This window comes from Shewanella sp. SM87, assembly GCF_025653705.1.
Classification (GTDB): Bacteria; Pseudomonadota; Gammaproteobacteria; order Enterobacterales; family Shewanellaceae; genus Shewanella; species Shewanella oncorhynchi.
Genome location: NZ_JAKKSC010000017.1, coordinates 58,438 through 70,702 on the forward strand (window position 1 = coordinate 58,438; position 12,265 = coordinate 70,702).

At 45.6% G+C, this 12,265-nt stretch carries 12 protein-coding genes and 1 pseudogene; 6 read left to right on the plus strand and 7 right to left on the minus strand.

The genetic code is table 11. The annotated features are described in order from the left end of the window. Nucleotides 1-218: 218 nt before the first annotated feature. From L5M11_RS14470 to L5M11_RS14480, 3 genes are all read left to right on the plus strand, one after another. Complete coding sequence (locus L5M11_RS14470) at nt 219-1,340, plus strand: Fic family protein (protein WP_263185215.1); 1,122 nt, start codon at nt 219-221, stop codon at nt 1,338-1,340. A gap of 499 nt (nt 1,341-1,839) precedes the next feature. Then, a complete protein-coding gene (locus tag L5M11_RS14475) occupies nt 1,840-2,070 on the plus strand; it encodes a helix-turn-helix domain-containing protein (protein WP_076497128.1) in 231 nt (76 codons plus the stop codon). Then, on the plus strand, nt 2,067-4,022 hold the full coding sequence (locus tag L5M11_RS14480) for a DUF2075 domain-containing protein (RefSeq protein ID WP_263185214.1): 1,956 nt from the start codon (nt 2,067-2,069) through the stop codon (nt 4,020-4,022). The genes L5M11_RS14475 and L5M11_RS14480 overlap by 4 nt, the downstream gene beginning before the upstream one ends. Nucleotides 4,023-4,057: 35 nt before the next feature. On the opposite strand, the gene L5M11_RS14485 is transcribed toward L5M11_RS14480, so the two are convergent. The 5 genes and pseudogenes from L5M11_RS14485 to L5M11_RS14505 form a co-directional block, all read right to left on the minus strand. Then, complete coding sequence (locus L5M11_RS14485; RefSeq protein ID WP_259566514.1) at nt 4,058-4,534, minus strand: PD-(D/E)XK nuclease superfamily protein; 477 nt, start codon at nt 4,532-4,534, stop codon at nt 4,058-4,060. A gap of 103 nt (nt 4,535-4,637) precedes the next feature. Continuing rightward, nucleotides 4,638-4,880: pseudogene (locus L5M11_RS14490) on the minus strand (LysR substrate-binding domain-containing protein); the annotation flags it as partial. Continuing rightward, on the minus strand, nt 4,881-6,188 hold the full coding sequence (locus L5M11_RS14495) for a type II toxin-antitoxin system HipA family toxin (protein ID WP_263192577.1): 1,308 nt from the start codon (nt 6,186-6,188) through the stop codon (nt 4,881-4,883). Further along, complete coding sequence (locus L5M11_RS14500; protein ID WP_219234683.1) at nt 6,188-6,454, minus strand: helix-turn-helix domain-containing protein; 267 nt, start codon at nt 6,452-6,454, stop codon at nt 6,188-6,190. The genes L5M11_RS14495 and L5M11_RS14500 overlap by 1 nt, the downstream gene beginning before the upstream one ends. A 291-nt stretch (nt 6,455-6,745) precedes the next feature. After that, nucleotides 6,746-7,642 carry a LysR family transcriptional regulator gene (locus tag L5M11_RS14505; RefSeq protein WP_263192580.1) on the minus strand — a complete coding sequence of 299 codons (897 nt, stop codon included), beginning with the start codon at nt 7,640-7,642 and terminating at the stop codon, nt 6,746-6,748. Between the two features lie 296 nt (nt 7,643-7,938). On the opposite strand from L5M11_RS14505, the gene yjjG reads away from it, so the two are divergent. Beyond that, on the plus strand, nt 7,939-8,619 hold the full coding sequence (gene yjjG, locus L5M11_RS14510; RefSeq protein WP_263192581.1) for a pyrimidine 5'-nucleotidase: 681 nt from the start codon (nt 7,939-7,941) through the stop codon (nt 8,617-8,619). A 148-nt stretch (nt 8,620-8,767) separates the two neighbouring features. Here the strand turns inward: yjjG and L5M11_RS14515 are convergent, their stop codons facing one another. Then, nucleotides 8,768-9,631: a YicC/YloC family endoribonuclease gene (locus L5M11_RS14515; protein ID WP_263192584.1), complete on the minus strand. Its 864-nt coding sequence runs from the start codon at nt 9,629-9,631 to the stop codon at nt 8,768-8,770. A 212-nt stretch (nt 9,632-9,843) separates the two neighbouring features. Here L5M11_RS14515 and rph point away from each other — a divergent pair, with 212 nt between their 5' ends. Both rph and pyrE read left to right on the plus strand, forming a co-directional pair. Next, nucleotides 9,844-10,557, plus strand: a complete 714-nt coding sequence (rph, locus tag L5M11_RS14520) for a ribonuclease PH (protein WP_006079862.1) — start codon at nt 9,844-9,846, stop codon at nt 10,555-10,557. A 176-nt stretch (nt 10,558-10,733) separates the two neighbouring features. Then, complete coding sequence (gene pyrE / locus L5M11_RS14525) at nt 10,734-11,375, plus strand: orotate phosphoribosyltransferase (protein ID WP_006079863.1); 642 nt, start codon at nt 10,734-10,736, stop codon at nt 11,373-11,375. 226 nt (nt 11,376-11,601) lie between these two features. Here pyrE and folE read toward each other — a convergent pair whose 3' ends face one another. After that, nucleotides 11,602-12,252 (minus strand): GTP cyclohydrolase I FolE, encoded by a 651-nt coding sequence (gene folE / locus L5M11_RS14530; protein WP_006079864.1) that lies wholly within the window; start codon nt 12,250-12,252, stop codon nt 11,602-11,604. Between the last annotated feature and the right edge of the window lie 13 nt (nt 12,253-12,265).

Consider the following 12,265-nt stretch of genomic DNA (forward strand, 5'->3'; position numbering starts at 1 on the left):
AGCATCGCTGCACAATAATAGTAAGTGTGGAAGCCCATAAGGCTTAGAAACGAGATCCCGGATTACCAACAAGGCTCATTTCCCTGCATTGTATAACCATATTGGAATTGATGAGGCGATTATTAGCGCTATTCGACTCATAATGTGAGGCGAATAGGTTTGTTAATCGCCTCATTATGTGAGTAGAATAGGCTTGTTATTCGACTCATGGGGTAGATATGTGGATTTGGCAGCAAGCCGATTGGCCTAAGTTTCATTGGAACACCAGCAACATTGATGCCTTGCTGCGTCAGGTCTATTTCAATCAGGGCCAGTTACTTGGCAAGCAAATGCTAAGCCACGACGATAGCTTATTAACTTCAGACGCTGCACTCGAAACTTTACTCGCTAACATTATCCATTCCAGTGCCATCGAAGGTGAAAAGCTCAATGCTGCTTCGGTACGCTCATCCTTGGCTAAAAAACTCGGCGTGACTGAAGATAAACCGTATCCGACAACAGCGCAAACCGATGGTTTAGCTGACATTATGCTCGATGCTTTAAAAAATTTAGAGACTGAATTAACCCTCGAACGGATATTGGGCTGGCATAAACAGTTATTTCCCCAGGGTTATACATTGTTTAACCCCGTTATTGGTGGAACGCTGCGTGGCGATACACCTATGCAGGTTGTCTCTGGCCGCATTGATAAACCAACAGTACATTTTGAAGCACCCTCTAGAGCGTCATTGGATGCTGAACTCTCGCAGTTTATCGAATGGTTTAATGCTTCACGGCAAGCGCAGGTTTTAGATCCGCTTATCCGTGCGGCGATAACACATCTTTGGTTTGTTACTCTGCATCCACTTGATGATGGTAATGGGCGCATCACGCGTTTATTGACTGATTTGGCTTTGGCGCAAGCGGAGAAACGCTCGATTCGTTTTTACGCTATGTCGGTCAGTATTCTTGCCCGTCGCCAAGCTTACTATGACATTTTAGAGTCTACCCAAAGGGGTGATGTCGATATTACTCCTTGGTTAGTATGGTTTTTTGAAACCCTCAATGATTGCTTACTCAATGCGATGGCAGATGTGAGCAGAACGCTGTTGAAAACTCAGTATTGGCAAAGTGTCGACCAACCTTTATTGAGCCAGGAGCAAGCCAAAGTGCTCAATCGGATGTTAGATGGCGATTTTGAACTAGGGATTAATAGTAGCCAGTATCAAAAAGTCGCGAAGGTGAGTCGCGCCACCGCCACCCGTCATCTTGCGCAAATGGTCGAACAGCACTTTTTAGTGAAAGCCGACGCCGGCGGCCGCAGTACCAGATACTTATTGCCACTTAGTTTGAAACGATAAGGGTTAGGCATGTTATCAAGCACTTGCATTCCAGTGACTCGGTGAATAGAAACCTAGGGTTTCTAAGTTTATGAACGAGAGCCATGGAAGGCGAACTGGCAGTTAAATAGGGAAGTTGTTCAAGTCCTTGGATGCTCAACCGTGACGTCCTGTCACGGATGGTCGCTTCCATGCGAGTGCCTAATCCTGTTAGCCTTCGCGCATATCTGTTAGCTATTAGAACCAATCGCTTAATAGAAATTTGAGATAGATTCTGGCTCAAAGTCGACGTCGGCGGCCGAAGTACAAGGTACTTATTGCCGAGTGGTTGGTAAGTAGATTGCGGAATTTGCCGTCTAAATGTAATCAGCGGCAACAATCATTTTGCATTTTGTGAGTGATTACCCTGTGCGATGTTATGTTCAAATCATTAAGTGCTAGGCATTTGATGTGACTCATAGTCCGTAGACGTATTGTCTACAAGTAAAGATCATCATGAAAACTCTTCAAAGGATTATTCATGGAAGATCATTTGCTTACCTCATTCGGTACTCATCTAAAAAGTTTGCGACTTGAGAGATCTTTTTCTCAGGAGCAGCTTGCATTAAAAGCTGACATGGACAGAACCTATGTCAGCGGCATTGAACGTGGGCAACGCAATGTTAGTTTGATTAATCTTTTTAAGCTTGCCAGTGCTTTAGATATCCCGGCGAAACAACTTCTTGATTTTACCGTTGAGGGATCATTATGACTCAACGAGCATTTTATTCGGCGAGTTTTAAAGATTTTCTATCTGCTGAGCCCGATGCGATTACCGGGCAGATATCACGTTTCCATACTCAGCATTTATTGCATGCACAAACTCGTGCTTGGTGTGCTGAAATTGAAGTTCTCAAACGCTCCTTGGCCGAGAGCGTTGAGCGAGAAGGGCATATTTTCATTGAGTTTATGATCCCACGAATGGGACGACGTGCCGATGTCGTGATTATATTTAAAGGGATTGTTTTTGTTGTAGAGTTTAAAGTTGGCGCAAAAGTATTTACTGCTGCAGATATGAGGCAAACTCATGGATATGCTTTAGATTTAAAAAACTTTCATCGCGGTAGTCATGATAAATATCTAGTTCCTCTGCTTGTCGCCACTAAAGCGACGAGCCAATCGAAAGATCCAGTATTCGCAGGCGATAATGTTGCTTCGACCTTGTGTATTTCACCCAGTGAATTGTTTTCAAGAATGCGCCAAATCGCTGAACGGTTGAATCAACCTACTTTTGACCCAAGCTTGTGGGCTGATTCTGGCTATTTGCCGACACCAACAATTATCGAAGCGGCGCAAGCGCTATATGCGCAGCATAAAGTCGAAGATATAGCTCGTAGTGAAGCCGACACTCAAAATCTTGGACAAACGAGTCAGCAATTACTTCAGTTGATTCACGATGCTCGTATCAATAAGCGAAAAATAATTTGTTTCGTTACCGGTGTTCCGGGGGCGGGAAAAACCCTTGTTGGGCTTAATATTGCGAGTATTCACGCAAACAGGGAAGAGAACGAGTATTCTGTTTTCCTCAGTGGTAATGGGCCTTTAGTGACGGTATTACAGGAAGCCTTAGCTAGGGATAGATCTTCTAGAACTGGTGATTCTATCAGCGAAACCAGAAAGGAGACTGAATCATTTATTCAGAATATCCATCGCTTTAGGGATGAATATCTGAATGGCGGTGTGCCGCCTGAAAAAGTGGCCATATTTGATGAGGCTCAACGGGCGTGGGATAAAGAGCAGGCAAGCGATTTTATGCGTCGTAGGCGAGGTATTGTCGACTTTGATAAATCAGAGCCTGAGTTTCTCATCGAAGTAATGGACCGTCGTCAAGACTGGGCGTTTATTATTGCACTAGTTGGTGGTGGGCAGGAGATTAATAAAGGTGAGGCAGGCCTAGCAGGTTGGTTGGACGCACTTAAGGACAGGTTCTTAGATTGGGATGTCTATTTTTCCACCGCTTTATTGTCTGGTGAGTATGTCTCAATGGGCGTAGACCTGAATGCGGTTTCAAGGGCGAATATCTTACCTAACTTACATCTTGCCACATCCATGCGATCTTTCCGTGCTGAAAAGTTATCGAGCTTTGTTCATTACTTGGTTTCTGGGCAATGCGGACTTGCAGTTAGCCTCTATAAAGAGATAGAGCATGTCTACCCAATCAAAGTCACTCGGGATATAGCTAAAGCCAAAGCTTGGGTTAATCTGCACAAACGAGCCAATGAGTCTATGGGGCTGCTTGCTTCTTCTAACGGCATTAGGCTTAAAGCTGAGGGTATTTTCGTTAAGAACGAGATAGACCCTGCTAAGTGGTTTTTAAGTGGTGCTGAAGATATTCGTTCTGCCGAATTTTTAGAGGATGTTGCTACTGAATTTGATGTACAAGGGCTAGAGCTAGACTGGTGCGTTGTGGCTTGGGATGCAGATTACCGTTTCAATGCTCAAGCATTTGAGCACTGGCAGTTTGTAGGAACCAAATGGCAAAAACGAAGCCAATTAGTTCGGCAAAAATACCTTGAAAATGCTTATCGCGTATTGTTGACGCGGGCTCGTCAGGGCATGGTGATATTCGTTCCTAAAGGCGATAAATCAGATGAGACTCGAGATCCCAATTTTTATGATCATACTTATAAGTACTTGATAGATTGTGGGATTGGTGTGATTTAGTAAAAGAAAGGGTCGGAATTGTTCGACCCTTTTGGTTATTTTGAAACGAAAAAACTAATAAATTCATCAAGGTCACTAAAGACCTTGATTTGTTTGTCTTGAATATTACTTGCAGCAGTTTTTATCCAGTCAAAAGCTTTTTGTTTATAGCCTTTCCCACCTAGTAAAATGACTAAATTGTGCTCTGGCGCGAGGCGAAGAGACTCTAGGAAAAAAGGAAATTTTTGATCGACAGAGCCGCTTTGCTCTTGCTTATGAGCTTCAATTCGGACTGCTCCTAGTGTTTGATGTTGTACTAAGAATGCCGCCTTTCGAATTCCACCATACATATCTGTATAAGGCACACTTTTAAGGAACTCGTTTTGAGACGGAACACCTTGTACTTCACGGAAGCCAAGCGCCACAAGGGATTGTTCTACTTGATCACAAAACTTCTGATTGGATAACATGCTTGCTTCATATTTACCTGAGTCGACTTCAGGTAGATCTTCAAAAAGTGATTCTTGGTTCATTCTCCATCCTTGGTTATTAAATCGCCCTTTAATGTATCATTGAGAGTGGCTGATTTTCAATCAGTTAGAGCAACTACACAAAATTGTTCTATCACTTTGAAATTTATCTTAACTTGCCACTCCCCAACAACTCCATCAAAAACTCGAGCAATACACTCACCTTAGTCGGCAAATGTTTTCGCTGTGGATAAACCGCATAAATGCCATGTTCGGGGAGGGGATGGTCTGTGAGCAAGGCTTGTAGGCGGCCTGCTTGTAAGTCGGCGTCGATCATGAAACAGGGTAGGTTGGCTATGCCTACACCATCGAGTGTGGCTTGGTGGATGGCATCACTATTTGAGCGCTGTTATAGCAGTCGCCTTACCCTATGCTCTAACCCGTTCAGGATGCTGTGCTGGATATGTGGGGGGAAATCATCTGGCAGTTGCGCTTGTATCCGTTGGATAACCATAGGCGTTTTTTCAACAAACTCCTCAAGAAGCTCGTTCATGGCTTGTTGACTAAAGCCGACTCGATTTGCTGTAGCGAGAAAATGGTGGGGAAAGATTTGTTCAATCTGGTATTTTTTCCCTTTAGTGGCTGTCAGTCCCATGGCCAGTTTCGCATCGCGGATGTTAAGTCCTGTACCACCCAGCACTGGATAAACGGAGATGATGTCGTAGAGTGGGGTAAGCTCGTATTTTCCTTCGGGCCTGATAAATAGCGAAAAGTTTTTAGCGTGGCCGTCTGTCGCCGCCAGTAACCAAAATAACACTTGTGCTTTCATGAAGATGCGCCGATCTCTTTCTGGGGCAAGCGATCCCATCAATACGTACATTATCTCGCTAATGCCTGGTCCGTCTTGGTTCTCGTATTTCCTTGCTGAGGGGATATTGAGGGTTTGGCAAAAATCTTCCTGTGGTAGACGCATCAGCCAACTATTGTCCGCTGCGTAGCGGCGATCGAAGCGTTCAACCGCGAGCGCCTTGATATTCCCAACCTTAAGGATTTCGCAATCGGGAACTGGTAAACCATATTCTCGAGCAATAGACATGCACAGGTACTCGTTTTCGACACTGTCCGATAGATCTAAGGTGTGGGAATGGGTGATTATCTGGCCGATAGGGAGTTTGATTATGTGACTGGTTGGCGTTGAACCATGGGGTAAACACCACTGACCATCATATTTCAGCAGGGCGGTTTTTTCCTGTGCTCCAGCAACTGAGATCCGAAAATCGTCATATTCTTCGAGCATGCCTAATGGGATCTTGGATTGGTAACCTGCTAAGACCCGTACTAGGGCTGCGTCATCCAGTGGTTCACATTCAATTTTTTTAATGTCTTCGGGTTCAATACCTTGTGGTACCAGTTGCAAGGCTCCGACACTATCTTGGCCGACTTTCGTCAGTAAATCGAAGGGTTGGGTTGAACTAGCTTGATAGCGTGCGAGGATACGCTGGCGAATTTCCGGTGAGTCAGGCAGTAAGTTATCAAAGAAGTTATAAACTTCATTGCCCTGATAGTGGCGTTGGCGTAGAGGCATAGACAACGATATGGGGCGATTTCCTAGAATAGTCAGCCAGTCGCTATTGTATTGAAATCGATGGGCTCCTGTCTCTTCTTTAGAGAAAGTACCGACTAGAAAGCCATTCATATAAACGTCAAGTGCTGCCATTACCACTCCTGAGCCCATTGCTTATTGTCAGCTGAGCCTGTATCACTGTCACTCGCGTTGCGAGGTTTGAGTTCTATTTCGAGTTCGAGGGCTGATAAGAGTTTGAAAAATGTATCAAGTTTAGTGCTGTCGGGATTCTGTTCGAAGTTGGAAATAGTGCCTTGGCGTAAGCCAATTTTCTCACCAATTTTTGCCTGGGAGAGTCCCTGTGATTGGCGAACATCTTGTATATAAGCGCTAAGCTGTTTGGTTGTGGTGATCTTCATCTTGAATTCCCATTATTTCCCAATACGCTTTAAAGTATAAACATAACTTAACACGCTATAGCGTATAGTCAATGTTTAAGACGTTACAGCGTATAATTTTTATATACGTTGTAGCGTATAAATAGTGGCTAAAAATGCAAGTGTAGTATTGATTAAAAACATAAATCGGATTATTCAAATGATTCGCTATCAGCCGCTCGAGAGAGTCAGTCAGATGGTCTCTGGTCTATTGTTTATTTTTCATAGGGGGTGAAAGGGAGTTGTCCTTCCTCATTACTGACAAGTGAAAATTTACCCTAACTTGCCACTTGCCAGCTTCTCCATCAAAAATTCAATCAATACACTCACCTTCGTCGGCAAATATTTCCGCTGCGGATAAACCGCGTAGATGCCATGTTCTGGGAGGGGATGGTCTGCGAGCAAGGCTTGTAGGCGGCCTGTTTGTAAGTCGGTGTCGACCATGAAATGGGGTAGGTTGGCTATGCCTACACCATCGAGTGTGGCTTGGTGGATGGCATCACTATTGTTGACTTGATAGTTACCGTTCGGCTGAATGCGAGTGGAGCCCTGCGGGCTTAAGAAGGTCCATTCAACACCATCACGAAAATATGAGTAGAACAAACAGTTATGTTGGCTGAGTTGCTGCGGCGTGTGTGGCGCAGCGTGGCGAGCAAGATACTCGGGTGACGCGCAAATCACACTTAAACAAGGGGCAATTTTACGGGCAATCAGGCTGGAATCTGGCAGTTCGCCGATGCGAATCGCCAGATCGAATCCGCCAGCAATTAAATCGGTGGTCTTATCATCCATCTGCATTTGCAGCTGTATTTTTGGATAGCGGCGCAGAAACTCGGGGATCAAAGGGGCGATATGCAAGCGGCCAAATACCATAGGGGCAGCGATGAGCAGACTGCCCTGAGGCGCTTGCTGTAGCTCTGAAATAGCATCCAAGCCGTCTGCTGCGAGTTTAACTGCAGGGCGAACGTAGTCGAAGTAGCGGGCGCCTGCCTCGGTAAGACTTAAGCTGCGAGTGGTACGGTGCAAAAGTTGAATACCCAGACTTTGTTCTAATAGGGTAATGCGTTTACTCACCGCCGATTTACTCAGCCCAAGCTTTTGACTTGCCAGCGAAAAGCTACCGCATTCCACTACAGTGACAAAGATAGGTAGTGCCGAAAAGTGCTCCATGGTGTCCTTAGATTATCGCAATCCCCTGTCATTATTGTTGATGATACCTCAACAGTCAGTTTTTATTATCGTGGTTATCATTGCCCTTGATGCAAGGTAGACTAATGCACTTGCTGATTGCGGGTGTCGACTGTGAAGCCTCGTTATTTTCGGGCTCATCGCTCATGTTTATCGCTTATCTTGATTACTGCTAGGCAGCTAGCCACAGCATTGCCGCAATCGCCGATGTACCATTCTCGATGCCACTGAACGGCATGGGGATGGGTCTTAGCTATTTTGTCAGAAAGAGAGTTCCTATGTCCTTGCCTTACCAATGGATTTTGTTCGATGCCGATGAAACCCTATTTTATTTCGATGCTTTAAAAGGGCTTAAGTTGATGTTTAGTGAGTTTGGGGTCGATTTTACCCAAGCCGATTTTGACGAGTATCAGTTAGTTAACAAACCACTTTGGGTTGATTATCAAGATGGCAAGATAACTGCCGCAGAGTTGCAAACCATACGTTTCGAACCTTGGGCAGCCAAATTATCTGTCACGGCCATGACGCTCAATAGTGCATTTTTATCAGCAATGGCCGAAATTTGTGCGCCGTTACCCGGTGCCCGCGAGTTATTAGCCGCGCTGCAAGGTAAAGCCAAGTTAGGCATTATCACCAACGGTTTTACTGAGCTACAAACCGTGCGATTAGAGCGCACGGGCTTGCAGCATCATTTTGATATTTTAGTGATTTCAGAAAAAGTCGGTATCGCCAAACCTGATGTGGGTATCTTCGAGCACGCCTTCGAACTCATGGGCCATCCTGAGCGCGAGACTGTGCTTATGGTCGGTGATAATCCGCATTCAGATATCCAAGGCGGTATCAATGCCGGTATTCATACTTGCTGGTATAACGTCCACGGCCATGATGTACCTACCGGTATCACCCCGCACTATCAAGTGAGTTCCCATCAAGAACTGCAAAAAATCCTGTTACTGTAAAGGCTTGTTCACTGAGCCTAGCTCAGCACTTTGCACTCGATATTTTTGGCTAAGAGTGAGTGCTTTAACTGATATTCCCTCAGTGCCATAAAATACAAAAAGCCCTTACATTAAGGGCTTTTTGGTATCTAAAACGCGTTAAAAATCATTACTCAACGTTTTGGATCTGCTCGCGCATTTGCTCGATGAGAACTTTAAGTTCCACTGCGGCTGAGGTGATTTCAGTGCTGATGGATTTAGAGGCGAGCGTGTTCGATTCGCGGTTAAATTCCTGCATCATAAAATCTAAACGGCGACCTTCGCTACCGCCTTTCTTGAGGATACGGCGGGCTTCGGCGACATGGGCTTCGAGTCTGTCCATTTCTTCGGCCACATCTTGTTTCTGAGCCAGAAGCACCATTTCTTGCTCGATGCGGGCAGGATCCAGTTCACCTTTAATTTCTGCAAGTCGGTTGGTGAGCTTTTCGCGTTGATACAACATCACTGTAGGCATGTGCTCGCGTACGACGGCGATTTGCTCGCTGACTCCATCTAAGCGGCTTAATAACATGTCTTTGATGGCTTCGCCTTCGCGGCCACGGGCTTCGATGAATTGATCTATGGCTGAATCGAAGGCTGTCATCAGATCTGCGCCGATGGCATCCATATCTTGTTCACCGCTCGCTAGTACGCCCGGCCAGCGCAGGATGTCGGTAAGATTGACTTCGCCTTGTCCCGCTTCTTGCTTGAGCCAATTGGCAGCGCCTAATAGCTGTTTTGCTAGCGCTTGATTCAACTGCAGCTCGTTGTTGCTGTTGTCTGCCAGTTCGTAGCGCAGATTGACTTCAACTTTGCCGCGGCTTAAGCGTTTACGTAGGCGGTCGCGCAGTACGGGTTCGAAACTGCGGAATTGCTCGGGTAAACGTAGGTAAGTTTCGAGATAACGTTGATTGACTGAGCGAATTTCCCAGGAGGCAGTGCCCCATTGTGCTTTGTGCTCGATGCGAGCGTAGGCTGTCATGCTTTGGATCATGGGTTGTCCTAATGGTTTAATCGTCATAATGAGAGGCGATTATAGAGTCAATGGCTTTAGGATTAAAGGCATACAGTATAAGACCGCAAGTTAATGAGTACTTTGCCTAGATGAGTTTGCCAGAGAATCACCCTAAGCATGGCATCCTAAGGCTCAAGCCCTTATAATATGCAGCCAAAATCGGTCAATGACTCAGAATACAGGAATCTCGCATGCGTCCAAGTAACAGAACGCCAGCACAAACTCGTCCCATCACTATTACTCGCCAGTTTACGGCCCATGCCGAAGGTTCTGTGTTAGTGGAATTTGGCGAAACGAAAGTGCTTTGTACCGCCAGTTTTACTGAAGGTGTGCCACGTTTCCTTAAAGGTCAGGGTCAAGGCTGGGTGACGGCGGAATACGGCATGTTGCCACGTTCGACCCATAGCCGTATGGATCGTGAAGCCGCTCGCGGTAAGCAATCTGGGCGTACGCAAGAAATTCAACGTCTTATCGGCCGTGCTCTACGCGCTTGTGTGGATATGAAAGCCCTAGGCGAAAACACTATCGTGATCGATTGTGATGTGATCCAAGCTGACGGTGGCACGCGCACTGCCTCTATCACTGGCGCTTGTGTGGCCTTAGTGGATGCGTTGAACTGGGCGCGTGGTAAAGGCATCATTAAATCTAACCCGCTTAAATTCCTTATCGCTGCAGTCAGCGTCGGTATTTACAAGGGTGAAGCGATCAGCGATCTAGAATATATCGAAGACAGCGCCGCTGAAACTGACATGAACGTGGTGATGACGGAAACGGGCAAGATCATCGAAATTCAAGGCACCGCCGAAGGCGAGCCATTCAGCCATGAAGAATTACTCGAACTGTTGGCATTGGCGAAGAACAGTATTCGTGAAATCGTCGATGTGCAGAAAGCCGCACTGAACTAATAGTGTGGTGATGAAAAAGCCCCGTCATGTTATAGAGTGCGGGGCTTTTTATTAGCTGCAACTTTTTATCTGCAGCAAGATGCTAGTGTTAGACAAGCCCTGTACCGAATTAAATGTTGTCCAATAAAACATTACCTAATAAAAACCAATAAAAGACAAAGCCGTAAGGAGATATTGTGAAAGCCTATCAACGTGAGTTTATTGAATTTGCCTTAGAACGTCAGGTGTTGCGATTTGGCGAATTCACCCTTAAATCGGGCCGTATCAGTCCTTATTTCTTCAATGCGGGTTTGTTCAATACTGGCCGTGATTTAGCACGTTTAGGCCGTTTTTATGCCGCTGCGTTAGTGGATTCAGGCATTGATTACGATTTGCTGTTTGGCCCAGCTTATAAAGGTATTCCAATTGCGACCACTACGGCGGTTGCTCTGTGTGAGCATCACGATATCGACATTCCTTACTGCTTTAACCGCAAAGAGAAAAAAGATCACGGCGAAGGTGGCAGCTTAGTTGGTAGCGAGCTGAAAGGCCGCGTGATGTTGGTAGACGACGTGATCACTGCCGGTACGGCAATTCGTGAGTCTATGGAAATCATCGAAGCTCATAAAGCACAATTAGCGGGCGTGTTGATTGCTTTAGACAGACAAGAGAAAGGCAAGGGCGAGTTATCGGCTATTCAAGAGGTTGAGCGTGATTTTGGTTGTGGCATAGTGGCAATCATTAAACTAGCCGACCTAATCAGTTATTTGTCTGAAAAGCCTGGGATGGAAGTACAACTTGCCGCTGTAAGCCAGTACCGCGAGCAATACGGCATTTAAGTCTAGTGTTTGGCAGCTTGTATTGAGCAAGCAGCTATTGCTGGCTTGGTGAAATTAGTTAATCAGCCAGCATTGATCTTAGCTAGGTTGAGAAGGGTTTGATTGAGTGGGTATAAAAACAAAAAACGCTGCGATTCTTTAGAAGGAATCGCAGCGTTTTTTTATTGAGTTGTATTGATTGCTATTGATTTCGACACGTTTTAAATAGCGTTAAGTTTCAATACATTTATTTAGACTGGTGCAAAAACTCGGCGCGGGTCGCGGGGTTAGATTTGAAAATGCCGCCCAGCGCTGTGGTAGTGGTCGAACTGGTGGAGTCCATCACGCCACGGGATTTTACACAGTAATGCACGGCATCCATTTTAACGGCAACGTCTTTGGTTTCGAGCAAGGTTTGCAGCGCGACTAACACTTGCTGAGTCAAACGCTCTTGCACTTGTGGACGTTGAGCGAAGAAACGTACTATACGGTTAATCTTTGATAAACCAATGATTTTTTTGCGTGGCAGATAAGCTATGGTGGCAGTGCCATCGATCGTCACTAAATGATGTTCGCAGGTACTGGTGAGGCTAATGTCTTGCACTCGCACCATTTCATCGAAGCCCATCTTATTGTCGATAACCGTGATCTTAGGGAAGTTCGCATAATCTAAGCCGGAGAAGATTTCATCGACGTACATTTTAGCAATGCGGCGCGGCGTATCGGCAAGGCTGTCATCTGACAGATCCAATGACATTAATGTCAGGATTTCTTTCATATGATGTTCAATCTTGTCTTTACGTTCTTCACTGCTGTAAACGCTTGGGAGCATTGGGGTTTCAAGCCCACGTTCTAATAACGCGGCTTGTACTTTTACTGCTGCTTCACTTAATGCCATCTTATCCTCCACT